At 63.0% G+C, this 18,636-nt stretch carries 14 protein-coding genes; 4 read left to right on the plus strand and 10 right to left on the minus strand.

Features of this window, described 5'->3' with window-relative positions; all coding sequences use genetic code 11:
* Positions 1 to 97 precede the first annotated feature (97 nt).
* Positions 98 to 1,474 carry an MFS transporter gene (locus ACCD07_RS24505; RefSeq protein WP_218088041.1) on the minus strand — a complete coding sequence of 459 codons (1,377 nt, stop codon included), beginning with the start codon at positions 1,472 to 1,474 and terminating at the stop codon, positions 98 to 100.
* A gap of 103 nt (positions 1,475 to 1,577) precedes the next feature.
* Positions 1,578 to 2,918, minus strand: a complete 1,341-nt coding sequence (locus ACCD07_RS24510; RefSeq protein ID WP_413448856.1) for a GH1 family beta-glucosidase — start codon at positions 2,916 to 2,918, stop codon at positions 1,578 to 1,580.
* A gap of 232 nt (positions 2,919 to 3,150) precedes the next feature.
* On the opposite strand from ACCD07_RS24510, the gene trmB reads away from it, so the two are divergent.
* Entirely contained in the window at positions 3,151 to 3,831 is a 681-nt protein-coding gene (gene trmB / locus ACCD07_RS24515; RefSeq protein WP_413448870.1) for a tRNA (guanosine(46)-N7)-methyltransferase TrmB, read from the plus strand.
* On the opposite strand, the gene ACCD07_RS24520 is transcribed toward trmB, so the two are convergent.
* The 4 genes from ACCD07_RS24520 to ACCD07_RS24535 are packed head-to-tail and all read right to left on the minus strand — an operon-like array spanning position 3,832 to position 7,780.
* Positions 3,832 to 4,548 (minus strand): transporter substrate-binding domain-containing protein, encoded by a 717-nt coding sequence (locus ACCD07_RS24520; RefSeq protein WP_413448857.1) that lies wholly within the window; start codon positions 4,546 to 4,548, stop codon positions 3,832 to 3,834. It lies immediately after the preceding gene.
* Positions 4,548 to 5,057 (minus strand): hypothetical protein, encoded by a 510-nt coding sequence (locus ACCD07_RS24525; RefSeq protein WP_176656062.1) that lies wholly within the window; start codon positions 5,055 to 5,057, stop codon positions 4,548 to 4,550. The genes ACCD07_RS24520 and ACCD07_RS24525 overlap by 1 nt, the downstream gene beginning before the upstream one ends.
* 30 nt (positions 5,058 to 5,087) lie before the next feature.
* Positions 5,088 to 6,872: an amidohydrolase gene (locus tag ACCD07_RS24530; RefSeq protein ID WP_413448858.1), complete on the minus strand. Its 1,785-nt coding sequence runs from the start codon at positions 6,870 to 6,872 to the stop codon at positions 5,088 to 5,090.
* An 11-nt stretch (positions 6,873 to 6,883) separates the two neighbouring features.
* Positions 6,884 to 7,780 carry a DMT family transporter gene (locus tag ACCD07_RS24535; RefSeq protein ID WP_413448871.1) on the minus strand — a complete coding sequence of 299 codons (897 nt, stop codon included), beginning with the start codon at positions 7,778 to 7,780 and terminating at the stop codon, positions 6,884 to 6,886.
* A 155-nt stretch (positions 7,781 to 7,935) separates the two neighbouring features.
* Here ACCD07_RS24535 and ACCD07_RS24540 point away from each other — a divergent pair, with 155 nt between their 5' ends.
* The 3 genes from ACCD07_RS24540 to ACCD07_RS24550 all read left to right on the plus strand — a co-directional run bounded on the left by ACCD07_RS24540 (position 7,936) and on the right by ACCD07_RS24550 (position 12,935).
* A complete protein-coding gene (locus ACCD07_RS24540; protein WP_413448859.1) occupies positions 7,936 to 9,864 on the plus strand; it encodes a hypothetical protein in 1,929 nt (642 codons plus the stop codon).
* Between the two features lie 94 nt (positions 9,865 to 9,958).
* A complete protein-coding gene (locus ACCD07_RS24545; protein ID WP_413448860.1) occupies positions 9,959 to 10,900 on the plus strand; it encodes a helix-turn-helix domain-containing protein in 942 nt (313 codons plus the stop codon).
* A gap of 73 nt (positions 10,901 to 10,973) precedes the next feature.
* Complete coding sequence (locus ACCD07_RS24550; RefSeq protein WP_413448861.1) at positions 10,974 to 12,935, plus strand: hypothetical protein; 1,962 nt, start codon at positions 10,974 to 10,976, stop codon at positions 12,933 to 12,935.
* A gap of 14 nt (positions 12,936 to 12,949) precedes the next feature.
* On the opposite strand, the gene ACCD07_RS24555 is transcribed toward ACCD07_RS24550, so the two are convergent.
* The 4 genes from ACCD07_RS24555 to ACCD07_RS24570 form a co-directional block, all read right to left on the minus strand.
* Positions 12,950 to 13,456, minus strand: a complete 507-nt coding sequence (locus ACCD07_RS24555) for a DUF1993 domain-containing protein (protein WP_413448862.1) — start codon at positions 13,454 to 13,456, stop codon at positions 12,950 to 12,952.
* A 2-nt stretch (positions 13,457 to 13,458) separates the two neighbouring features.
* Positions 13,459 to 15,282 carry a DNA helicase RecQ gene (gene recQ / locus ACCD07_RS24560; RefSeq protein ID WP_176652167.1) on the minus strand — a complete coding sequence of 608 codons (1,824 nt, stop codon included), beginning with the start codon at positions 15,280 to 15,282 and terminating at the stop codon, positions 13,459 to 13,461.
* Positions 15,283 to 15,311: 29 nt separating this feature from the next.
* Positions 15,312 to 16,148 carry an undecaprenyl-diphosphate phosphatase gene (locus ACCD07_RS24565; protein ID WP_176652168.1) on the minus strand — a complete coding sequence of 279 codons (837 nt, stop codon included), beginning with the start codon at positions 16,146 to 16,148 and terminating at the stop codon, positions 15,312 to 15,314.
* A 193-nt stretch (positions 16,149 to 16,341) separates the two neighbouring features.
* Positions 16,342 to 18,441: a hypothetical protein gene (locus tag ACCD07_RS24570; RefSeq protein ID WP_413448863.1), complete on the minus strand. Its 2,100-nt coding sequence runs from the start codon at positions 18,439 to 18,441 to the stop codon at positions 16,342 to 16,344.
* Between the last annotated feature and the right edge of the window lie 195 nt (positions 18,442 to 18,636).

Raw genomic sequence — 18,636 nt, forward strand, 5'->3', positions numbered from 1 at the left:
GCTCGTGTCCAAATGTCGGATCTGACCCCGGATTTTAGGATGTAAAAAGGGCCGGCGTTTTTGGCGCCGGCCCTTTGTGATGCCTGGTTGTTTGGTTTTAGTCTTTGTGATGGAACGGTGCGAACCAGGTGACCAGGAACGATGGTATCGTCGCCGCCATCACCAGCCAGAAGTAGTGCACATAACCCAGCGCCTGCTGCAGGTGGCCGCTGACGACGCCGGTCACCATCATGCACAAGCCCATCAGGCCGGTGCCGAAGGCGTAGTGCGTGGTCGTGTATTTGCCCGGCGCCAGCTGCTGCATCAGGTAGATCATGAAACCGACCGAACCGAAACCGAAGAAGAACTTTTCAACCGCCACGCCGGCGCTGATGATCAGCAGGTCATGCGGCTGGTAGATGCTCATCAGCAGGAAGGTCACGTTCGGGATATTCACCGCGCAGCACAGGATGAACAAGGTGGCCGGCAGGCCGCGGCGGGCGACGAATATCCCGCCCAGCAAGGATCCCACCAGCACTGCGATCAAGCCGTAGGTGCCGTAGATCAGGCCCAGCATCTCGTTCGACAGTCCCAGGCCGCCTTTGGCCACCGGGTCCACCATGAAGAAGGGACCGATCTTTTCCAGCAGGCCGATACTGAGGCGGAACACGAACGCAAACGCCACCATCAGCCACACGTCGCGCTTCTGGAAGAAGGTGACGAAGGAATCCTTGAGGATGAAGGCCGCTTCGGCCACCGACGACGGCGCGTTCTCGGCCTTGGCGCCGTCCGGCATCACGCGCATGTGCCACAGCGCGGTGACGATGGTGATGGCGGCAACGATGAAGAAGATGATGCGCCACGAATCGATCCACTCCGGCCCGAACACGCCGGCCTGGTGATGGAAGTAGTGCGTGTGCAGCCAGCCGCTCAGGTACACCATGCCGCCCGAGGCGACGATGGGGCCGACGTTCCAGCTCAGGCTCTGGATGCCGCAGAACAGCGACTGCGTCTTACTGTCCAGCGAGGTGACGTAGACGCCGTCGGAGGCGATGTCCTGCGTCGCGCCGACCAGCGACAGTATCCCGAACAGGAACACCATGATGACCATGTAGTCGGGCAGCGACATCGCCAGCGCCACGCCGGCAAAGCCGACGCCGACGATCATCTGCGCGCACAGCACGAAGAACTTCTTGGTGCGGTACATTTCGACGAAGGGCGCGAACAGCGGCTTGATGGTGTAGGCCAGGATCAGGTAGCTGGCGTACTGCGCGGCCTGTCCGTTGTCCATGCCCAGGTTTTTGAACATGATGGAGGTGACGCTGGTGAGCATCATGTAGGTCAGCGCCATGGCGAAGTAGCCGCTGGGGACCCACAGCATCGGCGTGCCGCGCGCGAACATGGCGCGCAACAGCGACGGCGGTTGGCCTGGTGGTTGCGTCGATGCGGAGCCGGCTTGCTGCTCCTGCGGCACGGCGGATGGTGCGGTTTGCATGGTGTCGTCCTCGTTGTTCTCGTCAGAGTTTATAGCACCAGGCTCTGCGGCCTGTAGAAAGGAAAACGCCGGCGCGGACGCCGGCGGTGAAGATCTGCTGAACTTAAGCGGCGTGCGCGTTGCGCTGCGGACGCTGCGCGATCAGGTAGTCGCGGTACCAGTGCGCGCTGTGCTTCAGCGTGCGCTTCTGCGTCGCGTAGTCCACGTGGACGATGCCGAAGCGCTTGGCGTAGCCCGAGTTCCATTCGAAGTTGTCGAGCAAGCTCCACAGGAAGTAGCCCTGGATGTCAACGCCCTGCAGCCGCGCGTCGTTCAGCGCCTTCAGGTGGCGCTGGACGAAATCGATGCGCGCCTCGTCCGGGATCTCGCCGTCGACGATGACGTCCGGATTGGCCATGCCGTTCTCGGTGATGTAGATCGGCGGCAGGTCGTACTCGGCATTCAGCTTGAGCAGCAGCTCGGTCAGGCCGTCCGGGTAGATTTCCCAGCCCATGTCGGTCTTGCCCAGCTTGCACTCAGGCTGGCGCGGCGGCGTCTCGGTGCTGCACCAGGCGCGGAAGTAGTAGTTCACGCCGAGGAAGTCGATCTTGTGCTGGATGTCCTTGAAGTCGTTCTCGTGGATCTCCGGCGCGTTGTCGCCATGGACCTTGAGCGCCAGCTCGGGATATTTGCCCTTGAAGATGGGATCCATGAACCACTGCACCGAGCGCGCATATTCGAACTCGGCGGCGGCGATGTCGGCCGCGCTATCGGTGGCCGGGTCGGCGGTCCACTGGTTGAGCACGATTCCCAGCTGCGCCGAGCTGCCGACGGCGCGCATCGCCTGCATCGCCAGTCCGTGCGACAGCAGCAGGTGGTGCGACACCTGGATCGACTGCTTCAGGTCGGCCACGCCGGGCGCGAACTGCGCGTTGCCGTAGCCCAGGTTGGCGGTGCACCACGGCTCGTTGTGCGTTGCAATCGTTTTCAGGCGATTACCGAAACGGCGCGCCACTTCGCCTGCATATTCGGCGAAGCGGTACGCGGTCTCGCGGTTCAGCCAGCCGCCGTCTTCCTGCAGGCCCTGCGGCAGATCCCAGTGGTACAAGGTGACGTGGGCGTCGATGCCCTTGCTTTCCAGCTCGGTCAGCAGCTTGTCGTAGAAGGCGAAACCGGCTTCGTTCCAGGCGCCTTTGCCCTGCGGCTGCACGCGCGCCCAGGCCATCGAGAAGCGGTAGGCGTCCACGCCCAGGCCGGACATGATGGCCACGTCTTCCGGATAGCGGTGGTAATGGTCGCAGGCGACGTCGCCGTTGCTGCCGTCGATGACCTTGCCCGGTGTGTGGCTGAAGGTGTCCCAGATTGATGGACCCTTGCCGTCGGCGGTGGCGCCGCCTTCAATTTGGAAGGCGCTGGTGGCAACGCCCCAGGTGAACGAGGGTGGGAATTGCGTGAAATCGGTCATTTTCTTATCGTTTTAACAGGATTGACGGGGCGGGAAGGCATTGCGACGTTTGAAAACGATTTCACACCTCCATTCTCGATTAGACATCAACTAAAACGGAGTGTCAATCTTTTGCTGAAGCGGGAGCTGGCGTGGAGCGACTGCGTAGTACCGCTGTATAATGCTGCCTCAATATTCAGCCATCCCTCATCCCATGTCTTCCGATACTCCTAAAGACGGCCCAGCGCGGCCGATGCTCTACGACCCGACCGAACACCGCATCCGCAGCTTCGTCACCCGCGCCGGCCGCCTGTCGACCGCGCAAGCGCGCGCGCTGGAAGAGTTGAGCCCGAAGTTCATGATCGAGTACGCCAAGGCGCCGCTGGACTATGAAAAGACCTTCGGCCGCAAGGCGCCGGCGGTGCTGGAGATCGGCTTCGGCATGGGCGGCACGACGGCGCACATCGCCGGCGTGATGCCGGAGAAGGACTTCATCGGCGTCGAGGTGCACACGCCCGGCGTGGGCAGCCTGCTCAAGCTGATCGAAGAACAGGGCCTGACCAACCTGAAGGCCATCCAGCACGATGCGGTGGAAGTGCTGAACCAGATGATTCCGGACGGTTCGCTGCACGGCGTGCATATCTACTTCCCGGACCCGTGGCACAAGGCTCGCCACAACAAGCGCCGCCTGATCCAGGCGCCGTTCGTCAAACTGCTGGTGCAGAAGCTGGCCGTGGGCGGCTACCTGCATTGCGCCACCGACTGGGAAGACTATGCGGTGCAGATGCTGGAAGTGCTGGGCGCCGAAGAGGGCCTGCAGAACACCGCCGACGGCTATGCGCCGCAGCCGGCCTATCGTCCGCTGACCAAGTTTGAAAACCGCGGCATCAAGCTGGGCCACGGCGTATGGGACCTGGTCTTCACCAAAAAGTAATCAGCGTCGCTGTTTCAGGATGGCGGCGTTGAGCCGCCTGAACACATCGTCCGGCACCGACAGACTGCACCACAAGCGGCGCTCGTGGCCTTTGTACAGGTCCGAGAAGTAGATGCGCTGGTAGTTCGACGCCGGATAGCCGGAGGCCTTGATGGCCTCCGCCGCCTCCTCGTCCGTGATGAAGAAGTAATCGATGCTGTGCTTGCGCAGCATATCCAGCATTTGCACGGCGTCCGCCGTGGTGCTGGCCGGCTGGGTCTTGTAGCGGATCAGCGCGCGGTCTATCGTCGGGCCGTAGGAGACGCCTTGCTTCACCATCGCGCGCAGGCGCTTGTCGCCCAGCGTGTCTTTCAGCGGCTCCTCATCCTTCATGGCCGGATTGCCGGCCCAGGTCAGCGCGAACGGCCGCTTGTCTTCGTACACCACTTCCGTGAATTTTCCGATGCGCTCACGCTCCGGTGTTTGCAGCCAGCTCACCATGCAGGCCGGCGCCTCGTTCGCCTGCAGCAGCACGATCTGCTGCTTGGCCGGCGTCTGGCGGACTTCGTAGGGAATGCCGGCGGCGGCCAGCGCCGCGATGGCGGGCTTGGCGACAAAGCCGGTCAACTGGCCGCGCGAGTCGGCATACTGCAGCGGCGGGCTCTGGATATAGTGCAGCATCAGCGGCTGCCCTGTCCCCGCCGCTGCCACCGCCGCCAGTATTAGCGCCGCGGGCATCATCGCTCCAGCGGTTCCATGTCCAGCACGACCACATAGGCCAGGCGGCTGTTCTGCCACACACCGCCGCCGCGCACCTGCGCGTCGCAGGTGGTGACCTGGCCTTCGATCTCCTTGCGCTTCAGGTGTTCGCGGAAGGCCACCGACGCTTTCGGCGACAGATAGCCCGTCATGCGGCCGCCGAGGAACACCGCGACGGCGGCGCCTTCGTAGGGATTGGCGTCGTCAGGCACCAGCGTGGCGACGTACGGCACGGCCGCCGCCTGGTCGCCATGTTCGCCGGCCAGGGCCTTCAGCGCGGGCTGGTAACGCGATTCATTGACCACTTCAACCAGGAAGCGGCCGTCGTCGGACCAGTGCAGCGCGGCCGGGCCTTCAGGCAGCTTCGGCTCGTACGGCGTGGCGGGGCGCGCCGGCAGCGGCATAGGCTTGGCCGGATTGGTCTTGATGATCGCGTAGACCACCAGGCCGGTGACGGCAATGATCAGCAGGGAGATGACGAGTTCCATGGCGTGGTGTTTTATCTAAAGGCCGACATCTTACCGCATGCCCTTGGCCTGATAGACGATTTTGCCCCCCACGACAGTCTGCAGCACCTTGATGTTGGCGATGTCCTCGGCCGGGATGGTGAAGAAGTTACGATCCAGGACGATCATGTCCGCCAGCTTGCCCACCTCCAGCGATCCGGTCAGCGCTTCCTGGCGCAGCGTGTAGGCCGCGTTCAGCGTGATCGCGCGCAGCACCTCGGCGCGCGGCATGCCGGGCTGCGACGTCAGCGTGCCGGCATATTCCTTGCCGGCGTCCGGCGCGGCGGTGCGGGTCACGCCGACCTTCAGCGCGAACCATTCGTCCAGCGGATCGACCGGCCAGTCGCTGCCGTAGGCGATGCGCGCGCCGGCCTTGCGCAGCAGCTCTTGCGGCTCGACGATGGCGTAGCGCGCGGGGCCCATGTAGTCCTTCAGCGCGCCGACTGTGTCGGGCGCCGGCTTCCCCCACTGGAAGGACAGCACCGGCGTCACGTCCAGTTTGGCGAAGCGCGCGTAGTCGGACGGAGCGACGATTTCGTCGTGCGCCAGCACCGGACGGACGTTCTTGCCGGCGGGCGTGGTGCGCAGGTATTCGATGGCGTCCAGTGATTCGCGCACGGCGCGGTCGCCGTCGACGTGGATGTGCGGATCGATATGGGCGTTGGCCAATTCGGCCAGCGTGGTTTTCAGCGCCTCTTGCGGGAAGTAGCTGGCGGGGCCGGTGCTGACGCCGGGTTGCCAGTCCGGCTTCTCCGGCGTGCCTTTGTTCACGAGGTAGGGCTGCAGCATGGCGCCGGTGAAGGCGGGAGCGGAGATCACGCCATCCATGAACAGCTTGGCGTGACGCACCTGCATCGACGGCGCCACCACGGTCTGGCCTTGGTCGAACTGTTTTTGCTGCTTCAGCAGCTCGGCGACTGCGCTTTGCGGCGTGGCGCCCTTATCCAGGTCGATCAGCACGGCGAAGTGCGCGCGCGCCGTCAGCTTGCCCTGCTTGTGCAGGTCGGCGAAGGCGGTCATCGTCTCGGGATCGGTGTAGGCGTCGAGGAAGGTGGTGATGCCTTGCTTGCGCATCGCCGCCAGCGCGGCGCCGGACGCTTGCAGGTTTTCTGCCACCGTCAGCGGCGGCAGCAGGTTCATCGCCATGTCCTGGGCGGCGTCTTCGAGCAGGCCGGTGGCATCGCCCCTGGCGTCGCGGGTGATCTTGCCGCCGGCGGGATCGGCCGTGTCGCGCGTGATGCCCGCCACCTTGATGCCCCTGGAGTTCAGCAGCGACGAGTGGCCAAACGACGAGCGCACGATCACCGGACGGTCGGTCTTCAGCGCATCGAGCGTGGCGGCGGTGGTTTCCACGCCATCGGGCAGCATACCCTGCTGGAACCAGTTGACGACCACCATCCAGCTGTCGGCGCCGGCTTTCTTTTCCTTGTCCAGGCAGGCCTGGATGCGCGACTGGAATTGCGGCACCGTCAGGTTCTCGTAATTGAGACTGCATTTGAGCAGGCGGCTACCGCCCGATTGCGGATGCATGTGGCCGTCGACCAGGCCGGGCATCAGCATGCGTCCGTGCAGGTCGATCACCTTGGTGGACTTGCCGGTCAGCGCTTTGGCGCCGGCGTCGTCGCCGACGTAGACGATGCGGCCGGCGCGCACGGCCAGCGCCTGCTGCACGCTGTCCTTCGCATCGACGGTGTAGACGTAGCCGTTGCGGTAGACGGTATCGGCCGGAAGCTCCGCGGCAAAGGCCATGGTTGAAAGCGTCATCGCGAGTGCCGAGAAATAGCCGTACCTGTTCATGCAATCTCCTGTTATGCGGCCTCCATCACTTTGGCGCGCGGCGCCATGGGCAGGAAGGCCAGCAGGTTACCCGCCAGTACCAGCGCCAGTCCGGTCAGCGCCGTCGGCGTCCAGTGGTAGCCCTCGTATATCGTTGAAATGGTCAGTGCCACGATGGGGAATAATACCGTGGAATAGGCCGCGCGGTCCGGGCCGATGCGGCCCACCAGCAGCAGGTAGGCGGTGAAGCCGATCACCGAGCCGGGTATCGCCAGGTACAGCAGGGCGCCGACGTAGCGCGCGCTCGGCTCCAGCGCGAACGGCATGCCCAGCGCGAAGGCGGCGATGCCCAGCGTGGTCGAGCCGATCAGCATGGCCCAGGTGTTGGTCAGCCACGGCGTCAGGCCCAGCGACTGCATGCGGCTCGACAGCAGGTTTCCGCAGGAGAAGCACAACGTGCCGCCCAGGGTCAGCGCGAGGCCCATCATCACCTTGCTGTCGTTCCAGTGGCCGGCCATCTGCGGCGCGAACAGCAGCACGATGCCGGTCAGGCCGAGCAGGGCGCCCATCATCACCTGGCGGCGTATCGGTCGGCCGAGGAAGATGCGGCCGTTGATCGCGTTCCACAGCGGCGCGGTCGAGAACACCACCGCTTCCAGGCCGCTGGTGATCCACTGGCTGGCGTAATAAAAGCACAGGAAGTTCAGGCAGAACAGCGCGATGCCCTGGGCGAACAGGTAGCGCCAGGCCTGGCGCGGCGGCCACCACGGCTTGCGGGTGATGAGCAGGAATCCCATCAGCACGGCGGCAGCCAGCCAGAAACGGTAGGCGATCGACACCGGCGCGGGCACCACGCCGAGCTGGAAGGTGATGGCGATCCAGGTGGTACCCCAGATCAGGACGGTGAGCAGGTAGAGGAAGATATTCATGTTGCCAGCATGCCGCGTGCGCGGCGCGCGCACTTGTCTGGAACTGCGCATTTGGCCTGGATACATTTCCAATGCCAAAAAACAAATATTAAACAACGGAAAACTCGTTGTAAAATTTGCATTCAATTAAAATTTTCTCAATTCAAGGAAGACTCATGCCGATACTATCCCAGCGCGGTTTCGCCATTGTGGTTGCCAGCGCCCTGCTGGCATGGAGCGCATCCGCTGCGTCCGCCGTCTATTACGTCGACAACGCCGGCGTGGACAGCAACGACGGGTCGCTGTCCACGCCATGGAAGACGCTGTACAAGGTCTCGACTGCCGCACTGGCGCCCGGCGACACCGTGCTGTTCAAGCGCGGTGGCCAATGGCGCGACTACAATCTGGTCGCTAAAACCGGCCAGATTGGCAGCCCCATCACCTACGGCGCCTACGGTAGCGGCAACAAGCCCCGCTTGTTGGGTTCGGTCTCACTGGCCAGTGAGAGTGATTGGAAGGAAACCAGTCTGGGCAGCAGTATCTGGGTATCGCAGGTGGCCGAGCCCGGCAACCCGTCGTCAAGCAATCAACTGAGTAATCCCGATTTCGCGCTGCCCGGTACCTGGCTGACATCGATTGCTGGCGCCATGGCGGCAGTCACGCGCAGCACTGCGGAATATCTTCCGCCCGTGCCGCCGAAGACCGATACGGCCAGCATGAAGATCGATTTCACTGGCGTCACCGGTAACGAAGCCACCAGCGATATCCAGGTGTACACGCTGGTGGGCGGCATCGTTGCTGGCCGCTGCTATCACTTCTCCTTCAATGCCAAGGCCAGTGCGATTGTGGCGCTGAAGTCGGAGATCAAGCTGTTCCAGAACACCAGCCCCTATATGAGCTATGCCACGTCGTTGCGCGGCGCCTTGCCCGTCATTGGCACTAATTGGGCCAACTACGACGTGTACTTCCGTGCCACCAGTACGCAAAGCGACGGACGCCTGGACCTGATGCTGGGCAAGGCTGCCACCCTCGGTACCACGCTATACATTGACAACGTGAATTTTCGGGAGTGCAACATCGAAAAGTATATTACGGCCGATGTTGGCAATGTGATTTTCGATTCGGCCCAGGCAATCGTCGGCACCAAGGTGCTGAGCGAAGCTGAACTTAACCAGGATGGCAAGTTCTGGTACGATGCCGCGAACAACCAGCTCAAGTTGTACTCGACGGGCAACCCCGCGCTGGTGCTGGCGCACGGCGAATTGGAAGCGGCGGTGAACCGCCCAGGTCTCGACATCAAGGGCGTCACGGATGTGGCGGTCAGCGATCTCGACATCCGCAACACCGGCGGCCATGGCGCGCAGGTTACGTACGTCAAGCGCATCACGCTCGATGGCCTGGCTATTTCCTATGCCGGCGGCAGCGTGAAGTCCGACGGTCACACGCGCTACGGCAACGGCATAGAAGTCTACGAAGCGGCCCAGGCCGTGAGCGTCACGAACAGCACCTTCTCGCAAATCTATGATGTGGCCATGACTTCGCAAGGCATGCAAAACAGCATCGTTGCCGACATCACGTTCAACAACAATCTGGCACGGCAAGCGGAGCAGTGCTTCGAGTTGTGGAACCGCTATGCGGCCGGTCCGAATCCCTCGTCCACGACCAGCCTGGCGTTCACACACAACACCTGCGTCGGCTCCGGCACGGGATGGTCGCATACGCAACGTGCCACGCAAGAAGGCGCGGACGTGCTGCTGTATACCGCAACGGGCGGAATGAGCGGGATCCGGATCACTGATAACATCTTCTACAATGCGACCACGGCGGTAGTTCGGCTCGGTCTGCCATGGACCGATTACATGCAGATCGATTTCGGCAACAACTGCTACATGCCCATGGCCAACAGCGCCAACAACCTTGGGCTATTGCTGAAAGAAACCGGCGGCCCGTCCAATCTGTTCCTGAAGACCAGTTCCCAGTTCAATACGGCGTTCGGCACGAATACAGCCAGCTCGCAGTTTGTTGATCCGCAGTTGTCCATCGACCTGATGCCGACGGCCGCGGCATGCAGCGGGAAAGGGTACGCGTCGCCATCGTCGATTTGATCGCGATGCCACCTTGGCGGCCACTTGTCTGGAATTGCGCATTTCCGCGGGCTGCCAGCGGAGGAGGGCGGCTCCATGTTAGACTTTATGCATCATGCCAGCCCGTCCCGATTCCAGCCCTGCCACCCTGTCCCGCGCGCCGGAAGGGCTGATTTCGCACGCCGTGTTCCGCACCATGTCGAAAACCGATGCGCAGCTGGAGCGCTTTGCCTGGCTGGGCGACGACCTGGCGCTGGCCATCTGGCGCCGCGACACCGAGGTGGCCGAGACCAGCTACAGCAAGCCCGGTCACCACACGCTGTCCTACTACATGGGCGGCGGCTATCGCACCGAGCGCGACGAGCTGCCCGGTTTGTACGGCGCGCCGAAGCGGCTTTGCACCCTGCCGGACTGGCACGAATCCAGCTGGACGGTGCGCGGGCCGCTGCGCTTCCTGCACGTCTACTTCCTGCCCGAGCATTTCACGCGCCGCGCCGTGGTGGAGCTGGACCGCGAACCGCGCGAGGTGACGCTGGCGGACCGCACCTACTTTGAACACGATCGTATCGGCCCGCTGTGCGCCGCGCTGGCGGCCATGCCGTGGGACGGCCCGGATGCGCAGTTGCGCGCCAACGAGGTGACGCACGAGACGCTGAGCCATCTGCTGCTGTCGCAGTCGATGCCGCAGCACCAGCAGCGCGTGCGCGGCGGATTGGCGCCGGTGGTGCGCCGGCGCCTGGCCGATTACATCGAGGCGCACCTGGCGCAGAATATCTCGCTGGGCATGCTGGCGCAGCTGGCGTGCATGTCGGAATACCATCTGGCGCGGATGTTCAGGATTTCGTTCGGCATGCCGCCATCGGCATGGATCGCGGCGCGGCGCGTGGAGCATGCGCGCGTGCTGTTGAAGACCACCGACCAGCCCTTGCAGCAGATCGCCGATGCCTGCGGCTACGCGGACCTGAGCCACTTCAGCCACCGCTTCCGCGACAGCGTCGGCGCGCCGCCCAGCCGCTACCGCAGCGTCGTTCAACCCGGTACCAACTTCCACAGATGAAAAATTCGTTAAGAATGTTATATTTTCAATATAGAATCAACATTCTTATCAATTATTAACTGCTGGGAATTCCATGAAGAATTGCTATAGGACAGTGCTGGCGCTCGCTATTGCCGCCGGCTTGGCTGCTTACGGCGGTGCCACCCAGGCTGCCAATGTGTATCACTTGGACAGTATCAATGGTTCGGACAGCAATGACGGGTTGACGGAGGCGACGGCTTGGCAGAACCTGTACAAGCTCAATCTGAAGACTTTGGCACCCGGCGATTCGGTTCTCTTCAAACGCGGCGGTCAATGGCGGGGATCGCTGCAAATGCAAGGCGGCACCCTTACTGGCGGCGTGGTGACTTATGGCGCCTATGGCGTAGGCAACAAGCCGCGGCTGCTGGGGTCGGCGCCGCTCAACGCCTTGGCCGATTGGGTGCAAACGAGTACTGGCAGCCAGATTTGGGCTTCTCAGCTGGTCACCATCTCAAGTGAGAAACTGAGCAACACCGATTTCTCCACCAACGTGTCAGGCTGGTCCGTTTATAGCCCGCACGGCATCATCACTTCTGTCGCCCGCGACCTAGCGACTTACTTCCCGCAGGAGGCGCCGCCGAGCGCCACCACCGCCAGCGCAAAAGTCACATTCAATAGTTTCCAGGGCACGGACCAGACCAGCGACGCGATGCTGTATGCGGGCGTCGGGCAGGTAACAGCCGGGAAGTGCTACAAATTCTCTTTCCACGCAATGGCCAGCGCGCCGTTTGCTCCAAAGGCCGCGATCGCCATCCTGGTGCAAAACACCAGTCCCGGTACGACCGTCGGCATTCTGAAGAACGCACCGGCGATGTGGACAATCGGTACAACGTGGGATAACTATGACGTTCTGTTTCAGGCAATCACCACCGTACCCGACGGACGGGTCGCATTCGCCTTGGGCGGAGCAGGCGCAGCAGGTTCGACGCTCAATATCGACGGCCTCAGCTTCAAGGAGTTCGATTGTGACCGGGCGCTGACCGCGGACGTCGGCAATTTGATCTTTGACGGCGAAGCGTCGGTCGGCGTGAAGGTGCTGAATGAAGCCGATCTCGATCAAGATGGCAAGTTCTGGTTCGATCCGAAGAAAATGCAGGTGAAGTTGCGCTCCTATCAAAATCCTGCGACGCTGCATAGTCAGATCGAGGCGGCTCAGGGCAATACCATCGTTTCTATCAAAAAGAATGCGAGCAACACCGATTTGCTGGTGCAGGATCTGGATCTGCGTTACGGCGGCGCGCATGGTGTCGGTCTTGGCGGCGTAAAACGGATCACGTTTGACCGTCTGGACCTTTCATATATTGGCGGCAGCCTGCTGGATCCCCTCACACGCTACGGCAACGGCATCCAGTTCTGGCTGGCGGCGGACACCGTCACTGTGCGGAACAGCCGCCTTTCGCAGATTTACGATTCGGCCCTGACCGCTCAAGGCCAGGGCGTCAGCATCGTTAACGGCGTGACCTTTGCCAACAACTATGTGTTGAACGCCGAGCAGTGCTTCGAATTGTGGAACCAAGGAGGAAGCGTTGGCTCCAGTACCACGGGCGTGACGTTCTCGCACAATACTTGTGTCGGGTCTGGTCGTGGCTGGAGCCACGCACAGAGGAAGAACAAAGAGGGGGCCGACGTGTTGATGTACGCGGCTACGTCACCAATGCGCAATATCGCGATCACCGACAATGTGTTCTTCAATCCGATCAATTCGCTTGTACGCATCGACCTGCCTTGGGATGGATACCGCAGTATCGATTTCAGCCGCAACTGTTTCTATCCGGACCCGAATCCACTGCCGGATGCAGGATGGCTTCTGAAGGAAACTGGAAATATTGATGGGATTGCGCATCCCTTGACGACCACGAGCCCCAGCGTTTTTGTCAGCGAATTCAGCACAGCCGCGACACCAGCATCGTACTATGGTGATCCACAGTTGCTGCCGTCGCCGAGCGGTGAGCTTGTCCCTGCGGCCGGTGGCGCTTGCGAGGGCAAAGGGTATGTGCCGGTTGCGGGCAATTAATCGCTGAGCAGATTTTATCGCGCTGGCTGCTCGAACGAGAAGCCAGGCGCGTACAGGTGGTAGCCGTCGAAGTCCTGCTTGCCGATGGCCGCGCCCTGGCTGCGCGCGATGGCATACACCATGCTGAAGTGGAAGTAGAAGTTCGGCAGGATGTACAGGTTCAGGTATTCGTCGCCAGGCAGCGCGATGTCGGCAAAGCCGGCGCGGTCGCGGCACAGGCGTTCGGCGGAGCCGTCAAAGCGCTCCGGCGGAATCGCGGCGATATGGTCCATCGTATCGTCGATCTGCCTGGCCAGCGCGGCGAAGGATGGTTCGCCGCCATCGAAGCTCACCGTATCGAGTCCCGCCAGCGCGCAGCAGCCGCGCAGCGCGAAGTTGGTGGTGGCACGCACATGCGAGGCAAACGGCAGCATGTCCTCGTGCAGGCGGGCGGCCAGTACGTCGCCGCTGCTGGCCTCTATCTTTTGCAGCATGCCGCGCAATTGCGTCAGCGAATGGTTGAAAATGGCCGCCGGCTGCATGCTTATTCCATCTCGCTGATCATGGCCACGATCTCGTCGCCATAGGACGCCAGCTTCTTCTCGCCGACGCCGGAAATGCCGCGCAGGTCGGACAGCGTGGTCGGCCGCGCCTTGGCGATCTCGCGCAGCGTGGCGTCGTTGAAGATGATGTAGGCCGCGACGTCGTGCGCGCGCGCCGTCTCCACCCGCCACCAGCGCAGCTTGTCGAAGATGGCCTGCTCACGCGGCGACAGATCGCTCTCCACATAGCCCTTCGCCGCCCGGCTCGGGCTCTTTTGCTTGACCGGCTTCTGGTACTGTCGCAGCTGCACCTTCTGCCCACCCTTCAACACCGGGCGCGCGGCGTCGGTCAGCTTGAGCGAGCTGTATTGTTCATGGTCGACCGTCACCAGCCCGAGCGCGATCACCTGGCGCAGGATCGCGCGCCATTCGGCTTCGGTGCGGTCGGCGCCGATGCCGAATACCGACAGCGAATCGTGATGCCAGGTCTTGATGCGGTCCGTCTCGACGCCGCGCAGCACCTCGATCACATGGCCGGCCGCGAAGCGCTGGTCGACGCGGTACACCGCCGACAGCAGCTTCTGCACCGGCACCGTGCCGTCGAAGGACACCGGCGGGATCAGACAGGTGTCGCAATTGCCGCAAGGACCGGAGCTTTCTCCGAAGTAGTCCAGCAGGCGCACGCGCCGGCAGCTCAACGTTTCGCACAGGCCCAGCATCGCGTCGAGCTTGTTGCCCAGCACGCGCTTGAAGGTTTCGTCGGCCTCCGATTCGTCGATCATCCGGCGCTGCAGCACCACGTCCTGCAGGCCGTAGGCCATCCACGCGCTGGACGGATCGCCGTCGCGGCCCGCGCGGCCGGTCTCCTGGTAGTAGCCCTCGATGCTCTTGGGCAGGTCCAGGTGGCAGACGAAGCGCACGTTGGGTTTGTCGATGCCCATGCCGAAGGCGATGGTGGCGCACATGACGATGTTCTCTTCGCGCAGGAATTTGGCTTGGTTGGCGGCGCGCTTGGCGTGGTCCATGCCGGCGTGGTAGGCCATCGCGCGCACGCCGTTCTCATTCAAGAACTCGGCGGTCTCCTCGACCTTCTTGCGCGACAGGCAGTAGACGATGCCGCAGTCGCCGCCATGCTCGGTGGTGATGAAGTCCAGCAGCTGCTTGCGGCCGTTGGCCTTCTCGACGATCTGGTAACGGATGTTGGGGCGGTCGAACGAGGACACGAACTGCATCGCGTCGCCCAGCTGCAGGCGGTGGACGATTTCGGCGCGGGTCTGCGGATCGGCGGTGGCGGTCAGCGCGATGCGCGGCACGTTGGGGAACTGCTCGTGCAGCACCGACAGCTTGATGTATTCCGGCCGGAAGTCGTGACCCCATTGCGATACGCAGTGCGCCTCGTCGATGGCGAACAGCGCGATCTTCGACGCCTGGAACAGGTTCAGGCAGCGCTCCGTCATCAGCCGCTCGGGCGCCACGTAGACCAGGTCGATCTCGCCGGTGCGCACCAGCCGCTCGATGCGGCTCGCTTCCTCGTAGGTCTGGGTCGAGTTCAGGAAGGCCGCGCGCACGCCCACCTCGGCCAGCGCGTCGACCTGGTCCTGCATCAGCGCGATCAGCGGCGAGATGACGACGCCGACGCCGTCGCGCACCAGCGCCGGGATCTGGTAGCACAGCGACTTGCCGCCGCCGGTGGGCATCAGGACCAGCGCGTCGCCGCCACCGCTGACGTGGCCGACGATCTCCGCCTGGTGGCCGCGGAAGGCTGGGTAGCCGAACACGGTCTGCAGCAGGTGAAGGGCGCGCTCGTTATTTTCCTGATGACTCATTTCTACTACTCGCTTCTACTGCAAAGGTGTTAGTCGGCCCAGACGATGACGCCGGTGTAGCCGGTGACCAGTACCATCAGGCCGAAGGCGATGCGGTACCAGGCAAACGCGGTGAAGGTGTGCGAGCTGATATAGCGCAGCAGCCAGCGCACGCACAGGAAGGCCGAGATGAACGCGGCCACGGTGCCGATCGAGAACAGCGGCAGGTCGGAGGCCGACAGCAGCGCGCGTTCCTTGTACAGCGAATACACGGTGGCGCCCAGCAGCGTCGGAATCGCCAGGAAGAACGAGAACTCGGTGGCCACCTTGCGCGACAGGCCGAAGATCATGCTGCCCATGATGGTGGCGCCGGAGCGGCTGGTGCCCGGGATCAGCGCGAACGCCTGGGCGATGCCGATCTTGATGGCGTCCATCGGCGTGATGTCGTCGACCGAATTGATGCGGGCCATGGCCGGATTGGCCTTTTCGCGCTTTTCCACCCACAGGATGACGAAGCCGCCGACGATGAAGGCCAGCGCCACCGGCACCGGCGCGAACAGCACGGCCTTGATGGCCTTGTTGAACAGCACGCCCAGCACGGCGGCCGGCAGGAAGGCGATCAGCACGTTGAGCGCGAAGCGCTGCTGTTTCGGGTCGCCCAGGCCGGTCAGCACGGCGGCGATGCGGGCGCGGTATTCCCAGCAGACGGCGAAAATGGCGCCGGCCTGGATGACGATCTCGAACACTTTCATCTTTTCTTCCATGCCGTGGAAGCCCAGCAGGTGCTCCGCCAGGATCAGGTGGCCGGTGGAGGAAATCGGCAGAAATTCCGTGAAGCCTTCTACCAGGCCCATGATCAGGGCTTTGAGTGCGAGAACGATATCCATGAATTAAGTATTTACGCGTGGAAGTTGACGGGAGTGATGCTGCCGCAGGGGCGCCGGGGTCGAAGCTTACCATGTTCGCGGCGTCCGATTCTGAATCTGACTCAAGCGTAATGCGGTTTTATGCGCCGAGGCAAAAAAAACGCCCCGGGAAGGGGCGTTGTGAGGAGCTATTTGTTGCAGGGGATGCCGGCGCTTACCAGTTGGCCAGCAGCGTGTACTTGCCGTTGGTGGCGCCGGTGCCGCCGCTGTAGTAGATCACCTTGGCGTACAGCGTGCCTGCCGTGCCGTAGCTGACGCTGTCGGCCTGGCCCGCGCCCTTGACGCTGGACGCCACCTTGGTGCCGCTGCTGTTGTACAGCTCCAGGTCGTAGTCCGAGCTGGCGTTCGGGGTCATGGTCACGGTCAGTGTTTTACCGGCCGGCAGCACGACCTTGTAGTAGTCCACATCGGTCGAGGCGCTGAGCGTGCCGTTGACCGTGGTGCCGGCCGTGGTCAGCGCTTGCGCGGTGGCGGTGGTGTTATTGCTTTCCACTTCGGCGATGGTCGGGCCGCCGGGTACCGACGACAGGATGTTCTGCGCTTCAAACTTGGCCTGGAAGGTGTTGGCGTAGCTCAGGTCCGAAGGGAACAGCGTCTTGGCCGCGTTGACGATGGCGGTGGCCATGGCCGGCATCTTGACGTTGCTGCCCAGGCCGAAGTGCGCTTCCAGGATGATCTGGTCGATGTTCGAGCGCGGCTTGCCGGCGGCGATCAGCGCCACCATGGCCTGGTACAGCGGCGCCGACCACAATTCGTCCGACTGGAACGTCACGCCGCCTTCGGTCACCGACTGGTGCGCGGCGTAGGTCTTGCTGGCGTTGTACTTGGCGTCGGTGCGGTTCAGCATGCGGCCGGCCCAGCAGGCGCCGTGGCCGTCCCAGCTGAATGCCCATTCCGGATGGTAGATCTTGCCGTTGGGGGTGCTGTAGGAGTACGACGCGGCCCAGTAGTCGCCGAAGCCTTCGCCCATGGCGCCGGTGTCGCCGCCGGTCCAGCTGGAGTCGATGTTGGCCTGGATGCCGTGGCCGTATTCGTGCAGGATCACGTCGGCGTCTTCGCTGTCGTTCACGCAGCCGTGGCCGAAGGCCAGGTAGTCCGAGCCGGCCGCGCCGCCGCTGTAGTGCGAGTTGTCGTCGCCGTTGACGCCGTCGGTGTCGACGTCCAGCGGACGGTTGATGATGGACTTGGTGCCGGTGAAGCCGAGCGACTGGATGTAGCGCTGGCTCTGGTCCAGGTGGAAGTAGACGTTGGTGTCGTCAAACGCGTTGTTGCCGCGCTTGGCCGTCCATACGCCGTTGGTGGTGGTGCTCGGCGCGGTGGCCGGCGCTTCGATGTTCTTGATGTTGACGAACGGGCCGCTCAGCTTGTAGACGCCGGAGGTCACCGTCAGGTCGCGCAGCGTCTTGGTCGAGTAGGCGGCGTCGAAGGCGGAAGCGGCCGAAGTGTCGGTCAGCGCGTCGGTGTTCAGCACCGTGCGCGGATCCGGATCGAAGGCATAGCCGGAACCGTTGATGCCGGAGGCCACGGTTTGCGCGGCCGCCGCGGTGTGCCCGCCCTGGCGGCTCACGGAGCGGGTGGCGGCGCTGCGGTCGAGCACAGGGCCGCCGACGTTGGCGCGCGCGGCCAGCGAGCGCTCGCCCTTGCGCGGCAGCGAGGTGGTGTAGGAATCGATGACGGTGCCGTCATGCGCGTTCAGGTACTGGACGAAGCCGCCGGTCGGCATCTGCGCCTCGATGGTCACCTTGCGCGCCAGTTGCACGCCATCCTTGGTCGGTACCCACACCAGCTCGGTGCCCGGCGCGGCCACCAGCGGATGCTGCACCTTCATGTTGTTCCAGCCCAGGTCCAGTGCCTGCTCTTCGCTGATCTGCGACTTGTTGTACAGCTGGTTGACGGCGTTGGCGTCGACCTTGTCGGAGATGTAGCGGGTTTCATTGAAAATCTTTTGCAGCTGGCCGTTCTTGCCGATGGAGACGATGATCTCGGCGCGGTCGACCGGCAGGCCGCGCAGCATCTGCTGATAGTGGTAGTGCTTGCCGGTGATGGATTCCTGCACCTTGACCAAGGTCAGGTTGTTCAGCGAGGCTGGCAGGCCGAAGCGCTCGGCGTTCTGGCGCAGCACGTCGTCGGGCGAGGTGGCGGCGGTGGCCGAGAACAGGGTGAGGTTGTCGACCGAGTAGCTGCCGGCGTGCGCGGTGCCCGCGTAAGCCAGGACGATCAGGGATGCAAGTAATGGGCGGGCGAATTGGCGCATGCTGCAGGGACTCCTATCAATATTGGTTTATTCGGTATGCGAGCCGATGTCCGGCTGGTGCTGAGCGACTGGTGCCCGACGAGTATAGCCATGCCTTTTTGCCATTTGTAAAATCAGGCCTTTTTAGACATTTTGCGGCGTTCTGTTAAAAATGAGACATGGCGGCCGCCCGCGCGCGGCGCTAAGATGGGGCGT

Source organism: Duganella sp. Dugasp56, from assembly GCF_047304105.1.
Classification (GTDB): Bacteria; Pseudomonadota; Gammaproteobacteria; order Burkholderiales; family Burkholderiaceae_D; genus Rugamonas; species Rugamonas hordei.